Here is a 21453-nt window from a genome sequence, read left to right as displayed (position 1 = left end):
CTCCGAAGGCTGCCCCCAAGGCTCCTGCGCCCGCAGCGTCTCCGCAGGCCCAGCAGGCTCCCGCTCAGGGCGCTCCGGCGCAGCAGGGCGCAGCCCAGCCGGCTGATCAGCAGATCCAGCTGATCTATGCCCCCTGGACCAAGTTCTGCCTGAAGGGCCAGGACGCCAATGCCAAGCAGGTCTGCTTCACCGGCAAGGACGGTCGTATCGAGTCGGGCCAGCCGGTCATCGCCGCCGTGATCATCGAGCCGGAAGGCGAGCCCAAGAAGATCCTGCGCGTGACGCTGCCGCTTGGCATGCAGCTGGTGCACGGCACCCGTATCATCGTGGACGGCAACGCACCGCTGCAGCAACCGTATGTGATCTGCTTCCAGAACGGCTGCATGTCGGACTACGAGGCCACGCCCGAGCTCATCAACAGCATGAAGAAGGGCCAGAATCTCGTTGTTCAGGCGATCAACGCCAACGGTGCGCCGCTGACGCTGCCGCTGCCGCTCGCCGGCGAATTCCAGAAGGCCTATGACGGTCCGCCGACCGATCCGAAGGTGTTCGAGGAAACCCAGAAGAAGCTCCAGGAAGAGCTTCAGAAGAAGGCTGAGGAGCAGCGCAAGAAGCTCGAGCAGCAGGGCACGCCTCCCGGCACAGCTGCGGCTGGTCAGAAGTAATCGGCACCACATCCCAAACATGAAAAAGGCGCTCGGTTCGAGCGCCTTTTTTGTTGGCCGCCTATCGGCGAAACTCAGTTCAGGGAAGGATTGCGCGGGCGATAGCCGCCGGCCTTGTCCTTGATGAAGATCTCGGCGACCTGTGAATGCCGGACCGGCTCGCCGGAATCGTCGGGCAACAGATTCTGCTCCGAGACATAGGCGACGTATTCCGACTCCGCGTTCTCCGCGAGCAGGTGGTAGAACGGCTGGTCCTTTTGGGGCCGCACCTCCTCGGGAATCGACAGCCACCACTCCTCGGTGTTGTTGAATTCCGGATCGATGTCGAAGATCACGCCCCGGAACGAAAAGATCCGGTGGCGCACGACCTGTCCGATCTGGAATTTGGCGGTCCGCGCTTTAATCATTCCCCGTCGATAGACCAGGATTGTGGCCGATGCTAGTGGCCTTATCGGGAATTAACCTTCGCGTCCGGGGCGGATAGCCCCCAAGTCTTCAGAAAATACTTCATCAATGGTCGATATCCTCAATCTGGCTCTACCTTATTTCGGCTTAATCTTCGTCGGATTCGCCTGCGGAAAGCTCAAGTCCCTGCCGGAATCGGGCCTCGCCTGGATGAACTTCTTCCTGCTCTACGTCTCGCTCCCGGCGCTGCTGTTCGCGATCATGTCGAAGACGCCGTTTGCGGAATTGAACAACCCGCCGTTCCTGGTCGCGACCACGCTGTCCACGGTTGCGGCGTTCACGCTGGCGCTGGTGGTCGGCAAGGTGCTCGGCCGGCTGTCGCTGCGCGAGGCGACGCTCGCCGGCCTCTCCGGCGGCTACGGCAATATCGGCTATATGGGGCCGGGCTTGGCGCTCGCGGTGCTCGGGCCGAAGGCGTCGGCGCCGACCGCGCTGATCTTCTGCTGCGACAGCATCTTCCTGTTCACCATCGTGCCGCTGTTGATCGAGCTGTCCGACCGCGACCATCCCTCGCTCGTGCACGCCTTCGGCGTGGTGCTGAAGCAGATCGTGCTCAACCCGCTGATCATGTCGGCCTGTTTTGGCGCGGCGGTGGCGGCGCTGCATATCGAGCTGCCGGTCGCGCTTGATCGCACCATCACTTTCCTCCAGAACGCTGCTGCTCCGACTGCGCTGTTCGTGCTCGGCGTGACCGTGGCGCTGCGCCCGTTCGACCGGGTGCCGTGGGAGGTGCCGGGCGTGATCGCGGTCAAGCTCCTGATCCATCCGCTCACGGCGTTCGGCCTGATGCTGGCGTTCGGCCCGTTCGCGCAGCCTTGGGCTGCGACTGCGATGCTGATGGCCTCATTGCCGCCAGCGCTGAATGTGTTCGTGATCGCCCGCCAGAACGATGCCTGGATCGAATCCGCATCCGTCGCGGTGCTGCTCGGGACGTTTGCGTCAGTGGTCACGCTGACCAGCGTGATGTGGGCGATCCAGAGCGGGCGGCTGACGTTTCCGTAATTGGTGACTGGCGCGACTGGACGTTCACCTCTCCCCGACGGGGAGAGGTCGGATTGCGAAGCAATCCGGGTGAGGGGGCCGTGGCTATTCGGCGAGACCGCAACCCCTCACCCGGATCGCATCTTCGATGCGATCCGACCTCTCCCCACGGGAGAGGTGTTCGAGCGCTCCGGCTGGCCGTTAGTTCGTGGCTACCTGCGCCACGTCGGCGTCAGGCCCTCGCGCATCGCAAAACGCCGGAGCGGGCCGATGGCGCCGAGCAGGTGCATGCCGACGGCGCGGACCGGCTGGAGCGGCAGGAAATCGTTGAGCAGCGAGCGATTGGCGATGTCGATCGCAAAGGTGCGGCTCAAAATGTCCGGACGCCGCGCCCGGTCGTAGCGCTTGAGCACCTCGTCCATGCCGGGATCCTGGCCCGCTGCGATGGCCTCGCCCGCGAGCCGGGCGATGTCGGCGGCATCGCGCAGGCCGAGATTGAGGCCCTGGGCGCCGATCGGGGGAACCACATGGGCCGCTTCCCCGACCAGCGCGATACGGTCACGGCCAAAGGATTTTGGACGTTCGATCGCCAGCGGGAACAGGTTGCGCCCGGGCTCGACCGTCATGCGTCCCAGAATCGAATGCGACTGCTTCTCGGTCGCGGCGGATAGCTCCTCGTCGCTCAGACCGCGCAGACGTTCGGCCTCCGCGGGCGCCGCGACCCAGACGATGCTGGAGCGGTCGCCGGGCAGGGGGACGAACACGCAGGGACCATGCGGCGTGTGGAACTCGGTCGAGACATTGCGGTGCGGCCGCGCATGGGCGACGTTGAAGGTCAGCGCGGTCTGTGTCAGCTCGCGCCGCGTCACCGCGATTCCTGCAGCCTCGCGGCACAGCGAGTGCCGGCCGTCGGCGCCGACCACGAGCCGGGCCGAGAGGAAGTGTGCCGAGGCCGTGCGGATGGCAACGTCGTCGGCTTCGATCAAGATGCTTTCCGCCTCGTCGTCGAAACGGACGAGTTGGGGGAGTTCGGCGGCGCGTTGTTCGAGTGCCAGCATCAGCGAACGGTTGTCGATGTTGTAGCCGAACGCGTCGAGACCAATTTCGTGACAGGAGAACCGGACCTCCGGGGCGCGGAACAGCCGGCCGGTGTCGTCGACCAGCCGCATGACCTCGAGCGCGGCCGCCTTGTCCTTGCAGCGTGACCAGACGTCGAGGCTCTCCAGAAGATCGACGGAGGCTCCTAACAGCGCGGTGGTGCGGTTGTCGGCATAGGGCACGCGCCGCGCCACCAGCGCGGTCCGCGCACCCGCCTGCGCCAGTGCAATCGCCGCTGCAAGTCCCGCCGGTCCGCCGCCGATCACGGCGGTGTCATGGAGTGTCGATGCGTCTGTCATGGAAGACATTTGACACGGCCCGCGGCAAATTCAAGTCCGCTGATTTTGCTTGATTTTATGACGAATTGCGCGGCCACGCGTCGCAATGGCGGATGTGCAAATCGGTCTCATTCTGGTAGCAGAAGCCATGGACAGCCAAGAGGATTCCCTGAAGCCCACCCCCGCGATCCGCGCTGCGGCGTTCTCGGTGCACATCTTCACCGCGTTCGGTGCGGCGGTCGCGCTGCTGGCGATGCTGGAAGCCGTGCGCGAGCACTGGGCGGCGATGTTTCAGTGGCTGGGCGTCGCTCTGATCATCGACGCGATCGATGGTCCGATCGCGCGCCGGCTCGACGTCAAGAACGTGCAGCCGAACTGGTCGGGCGACGTGCTCGATCTCGTGGTCGACTTCGTCACCTATGTCTTCGTGCCGGCTTACGCGATCGTGGCCAGCGGGCTGTTGCTGCCGGTCGCCGCGCCCTTGCTCGGCGTCGCCATCATCGTCACCAGCGCATTATATTTCGCCGATCTGCGCATGAAGGCGGATGACAATCATTTCCGCGGCTTCCCGGCGCTGTGGAATGCGGCAGCGTTCTATTTGTTCCTGCTGCACTGGCCGCCGCTCTGGTCGACGCTGCTGGTCGCCGCGCTCGTCGTGCTGACCTTCGTGCCGTTCCACGTGCTGCATCCGGTCCGCGTCGTGCGGCTGCGCTGGCTGACGATGTCGCTGATCGCGATCTGGGCGCTGCTCGGCCTCTACGTGCTGGAGATGGATTTCCGCGTCGGCACCGGCGTGACCGTGGTGCTCTGCGCCATCGCGCTCTGGATCAGCTTCAGCGATGCCCTGATACGCCTGGTAAAATCCTTCGCATGATGCATCTCCTCACCAGCCCCGAAGCCTGGGCCGCGCTGCTGACATTGACGTCGCTCGAGATCGTGCTCGGCATCGACAACGTCATCTTCCTGTCGGTGATCGTCTCGCGCATTCCGGAGAAGCAGGCGTACCGCGCCCGTCAGATCGGGCTCGCGCTGGCGCTGGTGTTCCGCATCATCCTGCTCAGCCTCCTGGTCTGGCTGATCGGCCTGACCGCGCCGGTGTTCTCGTTCGCCGGCTACGACTTCTCCTGGCGCGATCTCATCCTGATCGGCGGCGGCCTGTTCCTGATCGCCAAGGCGACGCACGAGATCCACGGCGAGGTCGAAGCCGATGACGGCGAGGGCGACGAGAAGTCCGCCGGTAACGCCTTCTTCTGGGTGATCGTCCAGATCGTGATCATCGACATCGTGTTCTCGCTGGACTCGATCATCACCGCGATCGGCATGGCGCAGGACATCGAGATCATGATCGCGGCCGTCGTGATCGCCTGCCTGATCATGTACATTTCGTCGGGGCCGGTCTCGCGATTCGTCGCGGAGCATCCGACCACCAAGATGCTGGCGCTGGCGTTCCTGGTGCTGATCGGCGTCGCGCTGGTCGCGGACGGATTCCAATTCCACATTCCGCGCGGCTATATCTATTTCGCGATTGCGTTCTCGGCGGCAGTCGAATTCTTCAACGTGCTGGCCAAGCGCAATCGCAGGAAAGCCGGCACACCGTCCGTCTAGCCGTTCCAATTGCGTCGAGTTGACAAGGCGGGCGCGATGTCTTTCGCTTGTTCGCGAGAAGGCCGAAAGCAAGACAACGAGGAGGTCAGGTGATGACCAAAGCCGTCCGTGTGCACCAGGTCGGAGGCCCTGAAGCCCTGGTCTATGAGAGCGTCGACGTGCCGGCGCCGGGCCCGGGCGAAGTGCGCATCCGCCAGCATGCGGTGGGCCTGAATTTCATCGACGTCTATTACCGCACCGGCCTCTACAAGGCGCCGGGACTGCCCTTCATCGCCGGCAACGAGGCCTCGGGCGAGGTCACAGCTGTCGGTCCTGGCGTGACGCATTTCCATCCCGGCGACCGCGTCGCCTACTACCACAATCTCGGTGCCTATACCGGCGAGCGCAACATCCCCTGGGAGAAGCTGGTCAAGCTGCCCGACCACATCACCCACGAGCAGGGTGCCGTGCTGATGCTGAAGGGGCTCACGGTCTGGTATCTCCTGCACAAGACCTTCAAGGTCGAGCCGCATCATCGTGTGCTGATCCACGCCGCTGCCGGCGGCATCGGCCTCTTGGCCTGCCAATGGGCGAGCGCGCTCGGGGCTCACGTCATCGGCACCGTCGGCTCGCGCGAGAAGGCCGAGCTTGCGGAGGCCAATGGCTGCGACCACGTCATCCTCTACAACGAGGAAGACTTTGTCGCGCGCGTCAAGCAGATCAGCCGCAACGAGGGTTGCGACGTCGTCTATGATGGCGTCGGCAAGGCGACCTTCCCGGGCTCGCTGTCCTGCCTGAAGCCGCGCGGCATGTTCGTCTCGTTCGGCAATGCCTCCGGTCCCGTACCGCCGTTCTCGATCGCCGAGCTCAACAATCACGGCTCGCTGTTTGCGACGCGGCCGAAGCTCAACGACTATGTCGGCAAGCGTTCGGAATTGCTGGAAGGCGCCGACACGCTGTTCGCCGCCGTCATCAACGGCAAGCTGCACGTGCCGATCAACCACGCCTACGCGCTGAAGGACGCCGCGAAGGCCCATATCGATCTGGAAAGCCGCAAGACGACGGGCGCGTCGATCTTGAAGCCGTAGTTCTTCCGTCATCATCCGCTCTCGTGTCCCGGACGCGCTGCAGCGTTCTTACGCTGCTGCGCAGAGCCGGGACCCAGAAGGCGGCGCGGGACGCTGCGGAGAGATGGGCCCCGGCTCTGCAGCGCACGCCGAAGGGGCGCTGCGCTGCGTCCGGGGCACGAGACAGGCCTCACGCCACGCGCCGTGCCGCGCCGGCCTTGGTCAAAATCCCGTCGAGACAATCGATCATCTCGGCGATCTCGGCTCGCGTGACATTCAGCGACGGCATGAACCGCAGCGTGTCGATCTGTGGCGCGTTGAGGAGCACGCCGGCTTCGAACGCCTGCGCGACGATGCCGGGCGCCATCGGCAGCTTGAGGTCGAGCGCGAGCAAGAGCCCGCGTCCCCGCACGCCGCCGAGACCATGCCGGGCCGAGACCTTTTGCAGCTCGCTTTCGAGCAGGAGGCCGGTCTCGGTCACCGCCTTCAGGAAGGCGGGCTTGCTGACCTCCTGAAGCACCGCAAGCCCCGCCGCGCACATGATCGGGTTGCCGTTGAACGTGCCGCCCTGGTCGCCGTGCTCGAAGCAGGAGGCGCGTTCGGTCGCAAGCAGGGCAGCGAGCGGCACGCCGCCGCCGATGCCCTTGCCGAGCGTCATGATGTCGGGTGCGATCCCGGTGTGCTCATAGTGGAAGAGCTTTCCGGTCCGGCCCATGCCGGTCTGGATCTCGTCGAAGATCAAGAGCAGGCCGTGCGCCTCGGTGAGCGCGCGCAGCTCTTGCAGGAACTGATCGGTCGCCGGCCACACGCCGGACTCACCCTGGATCGGCTCGAGCATCACGGCGACGGTGTTGTCGTTGATCAGCTTCTCCACCGAGGCGATGTCGTTGAGCTTGGCCTTCTTGAAGCCGGCGACCTTGGGCTCGAACAGCGGTTCGAACGCCTTCTTGCCCGAAGCCGACATCGTCGCCAGCGTCCTTCCGTGGAAGCCGCCCTCGAAGCTGATGATCTCGAACGCGCCGTTCCTGTGCAGGCTGCCATATTTGCGCGCCAGCTTGATCGCGCCCTCATTGGCTTCCGCGCCCGAGTTGGCAAAGAACACCTGGTCGAACGCGCTGCCATCGACCAGCGCTTCGGCGAGCTTCAGGCTCGGCTCGTTGTAGAACGCCGGGCTCGGCGTCAGCAGCCGCTTGGCCTGCGCGGCCAGCGCATCGGCGATCGCAGGCGGGGAGTGGCCGAGACTGTTCACGGCCCAGCCCTGCACGAAATCGAGATAGCGCTTGCGGCTGTCGTCCCAGAGGTAGGAGCCGGCGCCGCGGACGAACACGGCCTTGGGCCGTGCGGTGATGTCCATCAGCGCATCATACGGATGGGTGGCGGTGGTCATGTCGAACTCCTCTGGAGGCGGGTGGAAAAGACGCGCGAAAAGCAAGAAGGCCGCACTTTGCGGGTGCGGCCTTCTCGAAAACTCTGCTGAACTCAGGTGATCAGCGGCGTCGTCGGACATGGCGCAACCCATCATCGTCGCGGGTGCGACGACGGAAAGCTGCGCGGCGGTGGGTCCGAGAGTTGATCATGGGGCGCGTCCCTACAGCCGAACGGCAGGGCTTGTCAAGCGGACGGTTTGAAAACACGCGTCCGGCGTGTGTCGGGACGATGGGCCGGACGTCACTCGCAGTTCATCGATCGCCCGGCCAGCAACCATCGCGCCTCTGGCGCGTTTGTGATCGAAGGACGCGAATTGGTTCGAACCAGACCCATTGCGGCTCAGACCAAGAGGGGCGGGACCAACAGACAGTATTCAGCCTTGTCCGATACGCCTTACCCGATCGACCTCGACAGCGTTCGCGGAGCGTTTCCGCCGGGCATCGAGGCGCCATCCCTGCTGCTCGACTTCGCCGGTTGGCTGAAGGGGCGGCCCTGGGGAAGCGTCGGCTGCTTCTCGCTGCAGGGCCAATTCTCCGATCATGCGCCGATCGTCGACGGCAGTCCCTTGCGCGATAGGTTCTCGCTGTTCATGCGGCTGCCCGATGGCTCGGCTGTCGGCGGCTGGTATGGCGCTGGTCTCGACCGCGACAATCCGCCGATCGTGGGGCTGGGATCGGAGGGCGACTACGAGCTGCTCGCGCCGAGCCTCGACGGGCTGCTCGCAAAACTGACGTCGCAGCAATTCGACAACGCCTGGAGCGATCTGAAGCCGCATGACGAGGTCGAGTGCCAGACGGTCGAGCTCGCGCAGTGGCTCGCTGGCCGGCCGACAGGCGAAGGAGCGGCGCCCGACGATACATCGTCGGAGCTGCCCGACTTCCGCGGCTTTGTGGAGAAATGGAGCCGGGATCGCGAAGACTACTGGGCCAATCACCGGCTGATGGCCGAGCTCGGCTGGCGGTTAGCTGCGCATCTGCCGAAGGGCAAGAAGCCCTGGGATCAGACGCGCTTCGAGATCGCGATCGTCGGCAAGCAGTACGAAGCGCGCGTCCTTTCGCGCGGGCCGCAGCCGTTCGAGGAGGCTGCCTCGATCGAATCCCTGCTGCGCGATTTGCGCGAGCAGATGCGCCGCGCCCAGCCCGAGCTCGGGCTATGGTACGCGATGCATTTCGGGCTCTATGCCGATGGCCGGATCATGCCGAATTTCGAATACGATGTGCGCCCGACGATCGAGGGTGAGCCGGCGAAATTATCCGAGGCACAGGCCGATCTCGCCCGCGCACCGCGTCCGGAGCGCTGGGTGCCGAAATGGCTGGTTTGATGGAGCTGCAGCCTCGGCGACGGTCCGCTCCCTCTCCCGCAAGCGGGAGAGGTTGCAGCGAGCCCGCGGCTAGACCGATCGCAACAGCGAAACGCCGTCAGAACCCCGCGACGCTGCCGTGCAGGTCGTATGCGTCGGCGCGCTCGATCTTGGCCGTCACGATCTCGCCGACGCGCAAGGGGCGGCGGCTGGAGAGATAGACCGCGCCGTCGATCTCGGGCGCATCGGTCTTGCAGCGGCCCTTGGCCACCGTCGGGCCGACCTCATCGATGATGATCTGCTGGCGCGTGCCGACCTTGCGCTTCAGCCTGCGCGCGGAGATCTTCTGCTGGCGGGCCATCAGCGCATTGTAGCGCTCCTGCTTGACCTCTTCCGGCACGGGGTTCTCGATCGCGTTCGACGTCGCACCCGCAACCGGCTCGTATTTGAAGCAGCCGACGCGGTCGATCTCGGCTTCATCCAGCCAGTCGAGCAGATAGGCGAAGTCGGCATCGGTCTCGCCGGGGAAGCCGACGATGAAGGTCGAGCGCAGAGCGAGATCGGGGCATTCCTCACGCCAGCGCTTGATCCGCGCCAGCGTCTTGTCCTGCGCCGCCGGGCGCTTCATCGCCTTCAGCACCTCGGGGCTCGCATGCTGGAACGGGATGTCGAGATAGGGCAGCACCTTGCCGTCATTCATCAGCGCGATGACTTCGTCGACATGCGGGTAGGGGTAGACATATTGCAGCCGGACCCAGGCCCCGAGCTCGCCGAGCTCGCGCGCGAGGTCGAGGAATTTGGCGCGGACCTGGCGATCCTTCCACGGGCTCTCGGCATATTTCAGATCGACGCCATAGGCCGAGGTGTCCTGCGAGATCACGAGCAGCTCCTTGACGCCGGCGCCGACCAGGCGCTCCGCCTCGCGCAGCACGTCGTTGGCCGGACGCGAGACGAGATCGCCGCGCAGCTTCGGGATGATGCAGAAGGTGCAACGATTGTTGCAGCCCTCGGAGATCTTCAAATAGGCGTAGTGGCGCGGCGTCAGCTTGATGCCCTGCGGCGGCACTAGGTCGAGATGCGGATTGTGGGCCGGCGGCAGCGCGCGGTGCACGGCGTCGAGCACGCTCTCATATTGCTGCGGGCCGGTGATGGAGAGCACGCCGGGATAGGCCTGTTCGATCTGCTCGGGTTCCGCACCCATGCAACCTGTTACGATCACCTTGCCGTTCTCGGCCATGGCCTCGCCGATCGCCGAGAGCGATTCCTGCTTGGCGCTGTCGAGGAAGCCGCAGGTGTTGACGATGACGATGTCGGCCCCGTCATGCTTGCGGGCGAGCTCATAGCCCTCGGCGCGCAGGCGCGTGATGATGCGCTCGGAATCCACCAATGCCTTGGGACACCCGAGCGATACGAAGCTGACCTTGGGCGCAGCCGTCTGATCCATATCTAAATCTGCCTGATTGACGGGCCTGAGCTAGTCCCAATTGCCCACAATTACAACCCTTTGCAGGGCGTTCCGGCGTGCTATGGATGAATCACTGGTGGTGAGTGAGCTATGAGCGCCGAACAGTCGCCCAAAATCGTGATCGTCGACGAAAGCCCGATCCGGGCTGCGATCCTGGAGGAAGGATTGCGGGAGGCCGGATTCACGCAGGTCGTCCATATCCGCGAGATGCAGAGCCTGCTTGCCCGTATTTATGCGGTCGACCCCGACATCATCCTGATCGATCTGGAGAACCCCAGCCGCGACGTGCTGGAGGCGATGTTCCAGGTCAGCCGCGCCGTGAAGCGGCCGATCGCGATGTTCGTCGACCAGAGCGATTCCGCCTCGATCCAGGCCTCGGTCGAGGCGGGGGTATCCGCCTACATCGTCGATGGGCTGAAGAAGGAGCGCATCAAGCCAATCCTCGACCTCTGCGTGTCTCGCTTCAACGCCTTCGCCAAGCTCCAGGAGGAGCTGGAGCGCACCAAGTCGCAGCTCGAGGACCGCAAGATCATCGAACGCGCCAAGGGCATCCTGATGAAGGTGAAGGGCCTGACCGAGGACGAGGCCTATGTGCTGCTGCGCTCCACGGCGATGCGCGAGAAGAAGAAAATCGGCGAGATCGCGCAGTCGATCATCACCGCGTCGGAGATGCTGAAATGACTGCTCCCCTCCGTATCGGGTTCATCCCACTGGTCGATGCTGCAGCCCTGATCGTTGCCGTCGACAAGGGGTTCACCGCCGCCGAAGGGCTCGACGTCGAGCTGGTGCGCGAGGTGTCCTGGTCCAACGTTCGCGACAAGCTCAATATCGGCCTGTTCGACGCCGCGCATCTGCTGGCGCCCGTCGCGATCGCGTCCTCGCTCGGGCTCGGTCACGTCAAGGTGCCGATCGCCGCGCCGTTCAATCTCGGCATCAACGGCAACGCCATCACGGTCTCACCGGCGCTGCACGCTGCGCTGATGGAGGAGATCCAGGGCGACCGTTTCGATCCGATGGTGACGGCGAAAGCGCTGGCGAAGGTGGTTGCCAAGCGCCGCAAGGACGGCGCCGATCCGCTGACCTTCGGCATGACGTTCCCGTTCTCGACCCACAATTACCAATTGCGGTTCTGGATGGCGGCGGCTGGAGTCGATCCCGATGAGGACGTGCGCCTCGTCGTGCTGCCGCCGCCCTATATGGTCGACAGTCTCAAGAGCGGCCATGTCGACGCATTCTGCGTCGGTGCACCCTGGAACTCGATCGCGGTCGATCTCGGCATCGGCCACATCCTGCATTTCGTCTCCGACATTCTGGTGCACGCGGCGGAGAAGGTCCTGGCCGTCCGTCAGGTCTGGGCCGACAACCATGCGGACGTGGTCGCTAGCCTCGTGCGCGCGGCGGTGAAGGCGGCCGAGTTCATCGAGCATCCGGAAAACCGGATCGAAGCGGCGCGGATTCTGGCGCAACCCGAGCGGATCGGCGTCGACGCCGAAGTCATCCAGCGCACCCTGACGGGACGCCTGAAGATTTCGCCGGACGGCACTTTCCGCGAAAGCGGTCGATATCTTCTGGTCGGACGCGAGGAGGCAGGGCGCCCCGATCCGGTCCAGGCCGCCTGGCTCTATGCGCAGATGGTACGGTGGGGGCAGGCGGCCTTGAGCCCGGACGGCGTCAAGACGGCCATGGCGGTGTTCAGGCCCGACCTTTACGACGCGGCCCTCGGCCGCCGCCCGCCCGACCAAGCCCCGGCGGCCTTTGGGGCCTTCGCAGGGCCCGTATTCGATGCCGACAATATTCTGGGGCACCTTGAGGCCTTCGAAGTGGGGCGTTGGAAGGCCTGATGCGCTACTGCATGATTTTTAGGCAATTTGGCTCATCGACTAAATTTTGAGCCGAGTGCTCGAATTTTCATGAGGTGCCCGGGGCCGGAATGTTCCGGGATCTCCGCTAATTACTTGAAATCACAAGATCTTTCATTTCGCCGAAGCTGGCACGCAACTTGAATGTTGCACTGCGGCCAGCTTGTCACAGATGCCTGCTGAGCCAAGTCCCGCAGCAACGAAGCTGATCGGACCGTTGGGCGCTAGGCCGGCTCTTCAGCCAGCAAGGTTCCTTTCGGGTCGCGCCAATTTCCGTCGATGCCACCCCCGGTGGCCGCAGGAGCTTCGTTACCGACCATGAAAATCGATACGCTCGCAGTCGACTTTACCGACGAGCAGAAACGCTATCTCGAAGGCTTCACCACCGGTCTGCAGATCAGCCGTGTCGGTCGCGGTCTCGGCGGCGGTGCCGGCAAGGCGAACGCCGAGCCCACCGGCCCCGATGCCGTGCACATCAAGGCGCAGGACAAGGTGATCGCGTCGGGCAAGAAGCTCGCCGACCAGGAGAAGTTCAAGCGCGACGAGCATCCCTTCGATGCCTATCCGCGGCTGCGCCAGCAGGCGCTCGACAACGCGCCGCCGAGCCCGGCGGACAATTTCCGTTGGCGCTATTACGGCATCTTCTATGTCGCGCCGACGCAGGACTCCTACATGAGCCGCCTGCGGATCCCCAACGGCATCATGAAGCACTGGCAGCTGTCCGGCCTTGCCGATCTCGCCGACGAGCTCTGCGGTCCCTACAGCCACGTCACCACGCGCGCCAATCTCCAGCTCCGCGAGATCCCGCCGAAGCATGCGGTGAAGTTGATCGAGGGCATCCAGGATCTCGGCCTGTGCTCGCGCGGCTCCGGCGCCGATAACATCCGCAACGTGACGGGAACGCCGACGGCCGGCATCGATCCGCAGGAGTTGATCGACACGCGGCCCTATGCGCGCGAGTGGCACTATCACATCCTCAACGATCGCTCGCTCTACGGCTTGCCGCGCAAGTTTAACGTCGCCTTCGATGGCGCCGGCAGGATCGCGGTGCTCGAGGAGACCAATGACATCGCGTTTACGGCTTACGAGGTGAAGGAAGGCTTCGGCGTCGAGCCCGGGGTCTGGTTCCGCGTCGGTCTCGGCGGCATCACTGGCCATAAGGACTTCGCCAAATATTCCGGCATCATCGTCAAGCCGGAGCAGGCGACCGCTGTCGCGGATGCCATCGTGCGCGTGTTCATCGACCATGGCGACCGCACCAACCGCAACAAGGCGCGGCTGAAATACGTGCTCGACAGCATGGGCCATGACGGCTTCCTCAAGCTGGTCGAGGAGCAGTTGAAGACGCCGTTCACGCGCGTGCCAGAAGAGGCGTTTGCACCACGGCCGGCCGCGGACCGCATGGCGCATGTCGGCGTGCACAAGCAGAAGCAGGAGGGCCTCAACTGGATTGGCGTGTCGCTGACGCTCGGCAAGCTCACCTCTGATCAGATGCGCGGTCTCGCCAAGGTCGCGCGTGACCTTGGCGACGGCGAGATCCGTCTCACGGTTTGGCAGAACCTGCTGATCTCGGGCGTGCGCGACGAGAATGTCGAGCTTGCCACCGCCGCGATTAAGCAGATCGGGCTCGCGATCGAGGCTTCACACATCCGCGCTGGCCTGATCGCCTGCACCGGCAACGCCGGCTGCCGCTTCGCCGCTGCGAACACCAAGCGCCATGCCGCCGAGATCGGTGACTGGTGCGAGCCGCGCGTCGCGATGGACAAGCCCGTCAACATCCACGTCACCGGCTGCCACCATTCCTGCGCGCAGCACTACATCAGCGACATCGGCCTGATCGGTGCGCGCGTGCCAGTCGGCGAGGAGGACACGGTCGAGGGCTATCACCTCTTCACCGGCGGCGGGTTCGGCCCCGACGCCGATGTCGGGCAGGAGGTCTATCACGACCTCAAGGCCGAGGACGCGCCGAAGACGGTCGAAAAACTGCTCAAGGCCTATATCGCCCATCGCTCGTCTCCCGACGAAACCTTCCTGTCCTTTGCGCGCCGCCATGACGGCGAAACGCTGCGCAAGCTTGCCGATGCACAGGTGTCCGCATGAACCAGATCACGCCTCCGCCGAAACTCGACATCATTCCCGCCAGCGCGCCGTTCTCCGATGCGCAGCGTTCCTGGCTGAACGGCTTCTTTGCCGGGTTGCTGTCGCCTGACGTGGCCGCGCCGCTGTCGGCCGAGCAGGGCGCCGCCGTCATGCAAGGCGCGGCCGGTGACGGCGACGACGGCGAAGCGCCGTGGCACGACCAGACCATGCCCATTGCGGAGCGGATGAAGCTCGCCGAGGGCCGTCCCGTGCGCCGCAAGATGATGGCGGCAATGGCGCAGCAGGATTGCGGCCAGTGCGGCTACAATTGCCACGATTATTCGGAGGCAATCGCGAGCCGCAGCGAAGCTCGGCTCAATCTGTGCGTCCCCGGCGGCAAGGAAACCGCGCGGATGCTGAAGTCCCTGTACGAGGAGCTCGACAAGGCGGCAGTGGCCAAAGCGGCGGACAAAGCGGACGCTCCGGCGCCGGCCGTGACCGTGACGATCGCAGAGCCGGGCCGCTCACGCGACAACCCCGTTGCCGCGACCTTCCTGTCGCGCCGCCTGCTCAACAAGGGGAAGTCTGAGAAGGAAACCTATCACATCGAGTTCGATCTCTCCGAGAGCAAGCTCGACTACGTCGTCGGCGACAGTTTTGGCGTGTTCGCGCGCAACGATGTCGGCCTCGTCGACCAGATCATCGCGCTGCTCGGCGCCTCCCACACCACGAAAGTCAACGGCAAGACGCTGCGCGAAGTTCTGATCGACGACGTCTCGCTGTCGCCGGCGCCCGACACGCTGTTCGAGCTGATCTCCTTCATCACCGGCGGCGCGCAGCGCGAGAAGGCGCGGGCGCTGGCGCAGGGCGAGGATCCCGATGGCGATGCCGCCACCCTCGACGTCATGGCGGCACTCCAGAAGTTCTCGGGCACGCGGCCGCACCCGGAGGCCTTCGTCGAGGCGCTTGAGCCGCTCCAGCCACGGCTCTACTCGATCTCGTCCTCGCACAACGCGACGCCCGGCAAGCTGTCGCTGACGGTGGACTCCGTCCGCTACGTGATTGGCAAGCGCAAGCGCCTCGGCGTCGCCTCGACCTTCCTCGGCGAACGCATTGCCGAAGGCGAGAAGCTCAACGTCTATGTGCAGAAGGCACACGCCTTCGGCCTGCCGCAGGATCCGAAGACGCCTGTGATCATGATCGGCCCCGGCACCGGCATTGCGCCGTTCCGCGCCTTCCTGCTCGACCGCAAGGCCAACGGCGCGCCCGGCAAGAACTGGCTGTTCTTCGGGCATCAGCGCAGCGATTGCGACTTCTTCTACCAGGAGGAGCTCAACGCGATGAAGACCTCGGGTCTGCTCACGCGCCTGTCGCTGGCCTGGTCGCGCGATGGCGAGAAGAAATTTTATGTGCAGGACCGCATGCGCGAGGTCGGCCGTGAGGTGTGGACGTGGCTTGCCGAAGGCGCGCATCTCTACATCTGCGGCGATGCCAAGCGCATGGCCAAGGACGTCGAGCGTGCGCTGGTCGACATCGTCGCCCAGTTCGGCGCGCGCTCGACCGACGAAGCCGTCAGTTTCGTCGCCGAGCTCAAGAAGACCGGCCGCTTCCAGGCTGACGTCTACTAAGCCTGCTGTCACCACACCGTCATCCGGGCCGGTTCCAACTGGCTCGGATTTGAACGAATAAGATTCTCGGAACCCGCACGTAGAGAGAATTTGCATCTGCGATGTGGCGTCGTCAGAGAAGGCGCATCGCTATTTGCGCTGCTGTCTTGCCTCCCGCCCTGGTTGATCCTTCATACTCCCGCGAATGGGGCGTTGGAGATCGACCATGCGCGAACTATCGGCGGAAGCCAGGCTGCATTTCTACGCACGCTCGCTCTCGCGGCGGACCGAGGCGAGCATGCATCATGTCGCGCTCTATAGCGCGTTTGCCGTCATCGCGGCGATCGTGTTCGGCACGCTCTCGGTGCATCCGTTCTGATGGACTTCGTAGGGTGGGCAAAGGCGCGCCTTCGCGCGCCGTGCCCACCATCTTTCGACATCTGAGATCAATGGTGGGCACGCTTCCGCCTTCGCTCTTCGAGCTATAGCGGGCGCTTTGCCCACCCTACGGCACCTGAGATGTCTTACCCGCGCTTGAACGGCGCGACTTCGATCCCCGCATTCTTCAACGCCTGACGCACACTGCGCGCGATCTCGACCGCGCCGTGCGTATCGCCATGGATGCAGACCGTGTCGGTGCGCATCTTGATGACCTTGCCTGTCACCGAGACCACCGCGCCGTCCTGCACCATGCGCACGACGCGATCGGCGATCGCCGTGGCATCGTGCAGCACCGCGCCGGGCTTCTTGCGCGAGACGAGGTTGCCGTCGTCCTCATAGGCGCGATCGGCGAACACCTCGTGCACCATCGGCAGATTGGCCGCTTCGCCGGCCTTCACCAGCTTCGAATTGGCGAGCACGACGAAGATCAGGCTGGGATCGACTGCCTTGATGCCGGCTGCGATCGCCTTCGCCGTCATGTCGTCCTCGCAAGCGACGTTGGAGAGGGCGCCATGCGCCTTCACATGGGTGACCTTGTGGCCGGCCGCGGTCGCGATCGCCTGCAACGCGCCGATCTGGTAGGCGACGAGGTTTTCGATCTCGGAGGCCTTCAGGCCGGCGATCGGATGCCGGCCAAAGCCGTGCAGGTCGCGGTAGCCGGGATGCGCGCCGACCGAGACGCCGCGCGCCTTCGCCAGCTCCACCGTCCGGCGCATGATGTCAGGATCGCCGGCGTGGAAGCCGCAGGCGACATTGACCGAGCTCGCCAGCTCGATCATGGCGGCGTCATTGCCCATCTCCCACGCGCCAAAACCTTCGCCGAGGTCGCAATTGAGATCGATCGTCTTCATGGGTGCTCTCCGCCTCTGGTCTTTGTTGCCGTTTACGGTTCCGTTGCGACCTGCCATGTCCCTGCGTCGACGGCGCTCACGGCATAGCCCGCAACATTAGCATCGCTGAGTGCCTCGATGTTGAGCGCGACGGTATCAGCAGAGCGCAGGCGATCGGGCAGGCTGCGGATCAGCTGCGCGAACTTGCGCGCCTCGTCCTGCGCCTCGGCCATACTGACGGCCTTGAAGCGGAATGCGGTTCCCGCCGAGGTCTGCGCCAGCCGGCCAACATCGGCCGTGATCACGGTTGCGATCTTCGGATAGCCGCCGGAGGTGCCGCGATCCATCATCAGCACGATCGGCGCACCGTTGCCGGGCACCTGGATGCTGCCGTTGACGGTGCCGTCGGAGACGATGTTGTGGCCGTGCAGATGCTTGATGGCGGGGCCTTCGAGCCGGTAGCCCATGCGGTCGGAGGTCGCCGAGATCTTCCACTCGCTGTCCAGGAACAGCGCCTTGTTGGTGTCGTCGAACTCGTCGTCCTGCGGCCCCAGCAGAACACGGATCGGGCCGCTCACGGGCTTCGGCAACTCGATCCGGAATTCGCTCGCGCCGCTGGCGGCATCGACGCTGAACTCGTCGCCGGCCTGGAGCGGGCGCGGGTAGGGGCTGCCGAGGCCCGCGCGCGCATTCACGGCGAGGCTGCCGAACACCGCCTCGCCCTTGATGGCGCCTTCGATGGCGAGATAGGTGAAGGCGCCGCCGCGGGCAAAGCCCAGCGTCAGCGTCTCGCCATCCTTCAAGGTCACCGATGTGTCCATCGCGATCGGATTTCCGGCGATATCCGCATTGCGCGGCGCGCCTGAAATCGCGACGCGCACGGCACCATCACGGGCGGTGAAGGAGGCGCCGAATGGACCGATCTCGACTGCGGCCGCAAACGGCCCGTTGCCGACAAGCGTGTTCGCCGCAGCAAGCGACAGCCGGTCCATCGCCCCGCTCACCGTCAGGCCGTAGCGCTGCGCGCCGTAGCGGCCGCCATCCTGGACGGAGCTTGCAGGCCCGATGCTGGCGACGACGAGCCGGCTCATGCGACCACCTGCTCGGCGACGATCTCGCCCGCTTCCGCAGCGCGGTCCAATTCCTCGAACGTCTTGTGGTCGATGGCGAAAAACGTCACGCGATCACCGGGTTCGGTCAGGAACATCGGATTGCGGTGGAGCTGATAGGTCCGCACCGGCGTGCGGCCCAAAAGGTGCCAGCCGCTCGGGGCAGCCAGGCATTGGATGCCGGCCTGGACGCCGCCGATCGAGATCGTGCCGGCTGGCGTCAGCACGCGCGGATTCTGCCGCCGCGACATGTGCAGGGATTTGTCGAGGCCGCTGAGATAGGACCAGCCCGGCGTGAAGCCGATCATGGCAACCTTGTAGTCGCCGGCAACGTGGCGGGCGACGATGTCATCGGGCGTGGTGCTCAGCGCCTTGGCGACATCCTCGAGGTCGATGCCGTGCTCGCCGCCATAGGCGACGGGAATGCGCCAGCGGCGCGTCTTGGTCGCCGGCGGCAACTTCTGGCTGGCGAGCGCGATCAGCTTGTCGCCGAGCGCATCGAAACCGATTTTGCCGGGATCGTAGTGCACCAGCAGCGAGCGATAGGTCGGCACGGCCTCAGTGATGCCGTCGATCGGGCTTGCTGCAAGCGCCTTGTCGAGCGCCAGCACGCGCTGGTTGGCATCGTCATCGATGGTGCGGCTGAACTCGACCGTGACGGCGCTGTCGCCACTGGGCAGAAGGCGGGGCGGGGGAAGCGTCGCGGCCATGAGCTGTCGAAATCGGGCTTCTGAAGAATGCGGCCCCCGGCGTTCGAGTTCCGCTTCGTCCTGCTTCGCGTAAATGCGTCCGCAAGTCCAATAAATTAATGCTGGGGGAAGCGATAAGGCCTTGTTATCGCGTCGCATAATAGCCCAGCGGCCCTGCGTTATTGCTAGCCTCTTGGCCCTTGACGCAAGGGCTGCGGCTCGCAAGATGCGCGCGTTCTTTCCCGCCCATCCGGAGCTCGTCTGTTTCCATGTCGCTGTCCCCCGAAGCCCGCAAGACCCTCACCGGCATCACCACCGCCACCATCACCACGGTCCTGCTGAAGAAGGGCCTGCGCAATGTGTGGATGCGCGGCGCGCGTCCGCTGCGTCCGGGCCTGCCGCGCCTGGTGGGCCCGGCCTTCACGCTGCGCTTCGTGCCCGCGCGCGAGGATCTGGCGACGCCGGAATCCTGGTCATCGCCGATCTCGACTCGCACCGCGATCGAGGCAATGCCTGAAGGCTGCATCGCCGTGGTCGATGCCATGGGCATCACCGATGCCGGCATCTTCGGCGACATCCTCTGCGCGCGCATGGTCAAGCGCGGCGTAACCGCTCTCGTCACCGACGGCGTCGTGCGTGACGTCGAGGGCGTGCTCGGCACCAATCTTCCGGTCTGGTGCGACGGCTATGCCGCGCCGCCTTCCGTTGCGGGCCTGACCTTCGTCGGCTGGGGCGAGCCGATTGGCTGCGGCGGTGTCGCCGTTTTCCCGAACGACATCGTGGTCGCCGACCAGGACGGCTGCGTGCTGATCCCGCAGGCGATGCTCGATCACGTGCTAGCCGAGGGCGTCGAGCAGGAGCGCATGGAGGCCTGGATCGTCAACGAGGTGAACAACGGCGCCGTGCTGCCGGGCCTCTATCCCATGAACGCCGAGACCAAGGCGCGCTACGCCGCCAGCAAGAAGTAATCGGGAAGCAGCGAGGTAATCCCAATGGAAATCACTGTTGCAGGCACGCGGCCGACCCGCCGCGCGCCCAATGAACACTTCACCGGCACCGTGTGGCAGGACCCCGTCATCATGGCGCCCGCGCCGGCACGGCTGAACTGCTCGCGCGTCGCGTTCGAGCCGGGCGCACGCACCAATTGGCATCACCATCCGCTCGGGCAGACGCTCTACGTCATCTCCGGCGTCGGCCGAGTCCAGTCCAAGGGCGGCCCGATCCGCGAGATCCGCCCCGGCGACACCGTGTGGATTCCGCCGGGCGAGCTGCATTGGCACGGCGCATCGCCGACCAACGGCATGTGCCACATCGCCATGCAGGAAGCACTCGACGGCGTCTACTCGACCTGGCTGGAGCCGGTCACCGACGCCGAGTATGGGGCGGCGGTCGGCTAGTCCCGTGCCCCGGACAAGACGCATCGCCCTTGGCGATGCGTCGCCGATCCGGGGCCCAGACTCTTCCGAGGGATTGACACTGCTGGGTCCCGGCTCAGCGTCACGGCGCTTCGCGCCGCGCCGCGTCCGGGACACAAGACCTACATCCGCTCCGCCGTCCACGTCCCCGTGCACATGGCGCCGCGCCATGTGCCGGAGCCTGACGTGCCGCTGAGCCGGCCGAAGCCGACGGCGCGCTTGATGCCGGTGCTTAAGGTGACGTTGATGTTGCCGGCATCGGCGACGCGGCCCGACGCCGTCACCGCGGCGCTGCTTGATGCGATCTGACCATTGTTGATTCCGATCGCGACGGTCGCGCCGTTGCCGCAGGTCTCGCTCGATGACGAGATGCGGACATTCCATGTGCCGTCGAAAGTGCTTGTCGTGGCACCGGCCTGTGTCAGCGGAAAGGCAATGGCGACAAGCGTAACGAAGAGTCCTGTGCGAATGCCGTTCATGGCACGCCCCTGTGGTTGACCATGCAGGGGAACGTGGCACGGCTCGCAGAACCGGCGATGTGAGGGGGCTCACGCCTGCAGCAGGCTCTGTGAGGTGGCTCACCTCGCCATCACACTGCGGACAACGCAAAGGGGCCCGGATCACGGGCCCCTCGTTCTGATCAGAGCGTCGCAGCCAAACTCAGTTCACGCGCGTCCAGGTCTGGCCGCCGCAGAACATGCCGCCGAAGGCGCAGCCCTGCACGCGCAACCGGTCGGTGCCCTTCATCGCGATCGTCGAATCGTAGGTCGAGCCGGAATTGGGATCGAGGATGCGGCCTGACCATTTCTGGTCCTTGCCAGGCTTCATGTTGATCAGGACCTGCTCGCCATTCTGGTTCGATTTGGAGTCGACCGAATAGCCGCAAAGATTGGTGCCGCATTGCTCGATGCGGACCTTGCCTTCCTTCTCCTCGGTGAGCCAGACGCCGAGCGGCGAATTCAGATCGCGCGTGGGAGCGGTTGCCGGAGCAGGCGTGGCTGCAGCCGCCTGAACGGGAGCGGGGGCAGGCGCCGGGGCGGGTGGCGGAGACGGCGCCGGTGGTGCTGCAGCCACGGTCGGGGCGGGCGGCGGC

22 protein-coding genes are annotated in these 21453 nt (G+C 65.0%); 13 read left to right on the top strand and 9 right to left on the bottom strand.

Annotated features, from left to right (window positions below; translation table 11 throughout):
• On the top strand, window positions 1-665 hold a 665-nt coding region (locus tag CWO91_RS34525), incomplete at its 5' end, for an invasion associated locus B family protein (RefSeq protein WP_130219970.1).
• 74 nt (window positions 666-739) lie between these two features.
• Here the strand turns inward: CWO91_RS34525 and hspQ are convergent.
• Entirely contained in the window at window positions 740-1072 is a 333-nt protein-coding gene (hspQ, locus tag CWO91_RS34520) for a heat shock protein HspQ (protein WP_130219969.1), read from the bottom strand.
• 106 nt (window positions 1073-1178) lie between these two features.
• Between hspQ and CWO91_RS34515 the strand changes: the two genes are divergently transcribed.
• Window positions 1179-2132, top strand: coding sequence for an AEC family transporter (locus CWO91_RS34515; RefSeq protein WP_130219968.1), 954 nt, complete (start codon window positions 1179-1181; stop codon window positions 2130-2132).
• Window positions 2133-2323: 191 nt separating this feature from the next.
• Here CWO91_RS34515 and CWO91_RS34510 read toward each other — a convergent pair whose 3' ends face one another.
• Complete coding sequence (locus CWO91_RS34510; protein WP_130219967.1) at window positions 2324-3508, bottom strand: UbiH/UbiF family hydroxylase; 1185 nt, start codon at window positions 3506-3508, stop codon at window positions 2324-2326.
• An 85-nt stretch (window positions 3509-3593) separates the two neighbouring features.
• On the opposite strand from CWO91_RS34510, the gene pcsA reads away from it, so the two are divergent.
• From pcsA to CWO91_RS34495, 3 genes are all read left to right on the top strand, one after another.
• Window positions 3594-4361, top strand: coding sequence for a phosphatidylcholine synthase (gene pcsA / locus CWO91_RS34505; RefSeq protein WP_130219966.1), 768 nt, complete (start codon window positions 3594-3596; stop codon window positions 4359-4361).
• The gene (locus tag CWO91_RS34500) at window positions 4358-5092 is read left to right on the top strand and encodes a TerC family protein (protein WP_130219965.1); all 735 of its coding nucleotides are present in this window, start codon (window positions 4358-4360) and stop codon (window positions 5090-5092) included. Before pcsA ends, CWO91_RS34500 begins: the two co-directional genes overlap by 4 nt.
• Before the next feature lie 92 nt (window positions 5093-5184).
• Window positions 5185-6159, top strand: coding sequence for a quinone oxidoreductase family protein (locus tag CWO91_RS34495; protein WP_130219964.1), 975 nt, complete (start codon window positions 5185-5187; stop codon window positions 6157-6159).
• 169 nt (window positions 6160-6328) lie between these two features.
• Here CWO91_RS34495 and CWO91_RS34490 read toward each other — a convergent pair whose 3' ends face one another.
• Window positions 6329-7525: an acetylornithine transaminase gene (locus CWO91_RS34490; RefSeq protein ID WP_130219963.1), complete on the bottom strand. Its 1197-nt coding sequence runs from the start codon at window positions 7523-7525 to the stop codon at window positions 6329-6331.
• 420 nt (window positions 7526-7945) lie between these two features.
• Here CWO91_RS34490 and CWO91_RS34485 point away from each other — a divergent pair, with 420 nt between their 5' ends.
• On the top strand, window positions 7946-8887 hold the full coding sequence (locus tag CWO91_RS34485; RefSeq protein ID WP_165405921.1) for a hypothetical protein: 942 nt from the start codon (window positions 7946-7948) through the stop codon (window positions 8885-8887).
• A gap of 97 nt (window positions 8888-8984) precedes the next feature.
• On the opposite strand, the gene rimO is transcribed toward CWO91_RS34485, so the two are convergent.
• Window positions 8985-10310, bottom strand: coding sequence for a 30S ribosomal protein S12 methylthiotransferase RimO (gene rimO / locus CWO91_RS34480; RefSeq protein WP_130219961.1), 1326 nt, complete (start codon window positions 10308-10310; stop codon window positions 8985-8987).
• Between the two features lie 111 nt (window positions 10311-10421).
• Between rimO and CWO91_RS34475 the strand changes: the two genes are divergently transcribed.
• The 5 genes from CWO91_RS34475 to CWO91_RS34455 all read left to right on the top strand — a co-directional run bounded on the left by CWO91_RS34475 (window position 10422) and on the right by CWO91_RS34455 (window position 16255).
• The gene (locus tag CWO91_RS34475; protein ID WP_008564898.1) at window positions 10422-11012 is read left to right on the top strand and encodes an ANTAR domain-containing response regulator; all 591 of its coding nucleotides are present in this window, start codon (window positions 10422-10424) and stop codon (window positions 11010-11012) included.
• A complete protein-coding gene (locus CWO91_RS34470) occupies window positions 11009-12172 on the top strand; it encodes a CmpA/NrtA family ABC transporter substrate-binding protein (RefSeq protein ID WP_130219960.1) in 1164 nt (387 codons plus the stop codon). The genes CWO91_RS34475 and CWO91_RS34470 overlap by 4 nt, the downstream gene beginning before the upstream one ends.
• A 336-nt stretch (window positions 12173-12508) precedes the next feature.
• Complete coding sequence (locus CWO91_RS34465) at window positions 12509-14290, top strand: NirA family protein (protein WP_130219959.1); 1782 nt, start codon at window positions 12509-12511, stop codon at window positions 14288-14290.
• Window positions 14287-15897, top strand: a complete 1611-nt coding sequence (locus tag CWO91_RS34460; RefSeq protein WP_130219958.1) for a sulfite reductase subunit alpha — start codon at window positions 14287-14289, stop codon at window positions 15895-15897. Before CWO91_RS34465 ends, CWO91_RS34460 begins: the two co-directional genes overlap by 4 nt.
• A 205-nt stretch (window positions 15898-16102) precedes the next feature.
• Window positions 16103-16255, top strand: coding sequence for a hypothetical protein (locus CWO91_RS34455; RefSeq protein WP_165405920.1), 153 nt, complete (start codon window positions 16103-16105; stop codon window positions 16253-16255).
• Window positions 16256-16400: 145 nt separating this feature from the next.
• On the opposite strand, the gene CWO91_RS34450 is transcribed toward CWO91_RS34455, so the two are convergent.
• Genes CWO91_RS34450 through pxpB form a run of 3 tightly spaced genes read right to left on the bottom strand, consistent with a single transcriptional unit; the run spans window position 16401 to window position 18966 of the window.
• Window positions 16401-17168, bottom strand: coding sequence for a LamB/YcsF family protein (locus CWO91_RS34450; RefSeq protein ID WP_130219956.1), 768 nt, complete (start codon window positions 17166-17168; stop codon window positions 16401-16403).
• A gap of 32 nt (window positions 17169-17200) precedes the next feature.
• On the bottom strand, window positions 17201-18238 hold the full coding sequence (locus tag CWO91_RS34445; protein WP_130219955.1) for a biotin-dependent carboxyltransferase family protein: 1038 nt from the start codon (window positions 18236-18238) through the stop codon (window positions 17201-17203).
• Window positions 18235-18966 carry a 5-oxoprolinase subunit PxpB gene (gene pxpB, locus CWO91_RS34440; RefSeq protein ID WP_130219954.1) on the bottom strand — a complete coding sequence of 244 codons (732 nt, stop codon included), beginning with the start codon at window positions 18964-18966 and terminating at the stop codon, window positions 18235-18237. The genes CWO91_RS34445 and pxpB overlap by 4 nt, the downstream gene beginning before the upstream one ends.
• A gap of 248 nt (window positions 18967-19214) precedes the next feature.
• Between pxpB and CWO91_RS34435 the strand changes: the two genes are divergently transcribed.
• Both CWO91_RS34435 and CWO91_RS34430 read left to right on the top strand, forming a co-directional pair.
• The gene (locus CWO91_RS34435) at window positions 19215-19913 is read left to right on the top strand and encodes a ribonuclease activity regulator RraA (protein ID WP_130219953.1); all 699 of its coding nucleotides are present in this window, start codon (window positions 19215-19217) and stop codon (window positions 19911-19913) included.
• A 24-nt stretch (window positions 19914-19937) separates the two neighbouring features.
• Window positions 19938-20342: a (R)-mandelonitrile lyase gene (locus tag CWO91_RS34430; protein ID WP_130219952.1), complete on the top strand. Its 405-nt coding sequence runs from the start codon at window positions 19938-19940 to the stop codon at window positions 20340-20342.
• 140 nt (window positions 20343-20482) lie between these two features.
• Here the strand turns inward: CWO91_RS34430 and CWO91_RS34425 are convergent, their stop codons facing one another.
• Window positions 20483-20839 carry a hypothetical protein gene (locus CWO91_RS34425; RefSeq protein WP_130219951.1) on the bottom strand — a complete coding sequence of 119 codons (357 nt, stop codon included), beginning with the start codon at window positions 20837-20839 and terminating at the stop codon, window positions 20483-20485.
• A gap of 181 nt (window positions 20840-21020) precedes the next feature.
• Window positions 21021-21453 (bottom strand): DUF2147 domain-containing protein (locus tag CWO91_RS34420; protein ID WP_130219950.1); only part of this gene is annotated, 433 nt, incomplete at its 5' end.

This window comes from Bradyrhizobium genosp. SA-3, assembly GCF_004212635.1.
GTDB lineage: Bacteria > Pseudomonadota > Alphaproteobacteria > Rhizobiales > Xanthobacteraceae > Bradyrhizobium.
This window is presented reverse-complemented; position numbering and strand designations above follow the sequence as displayed.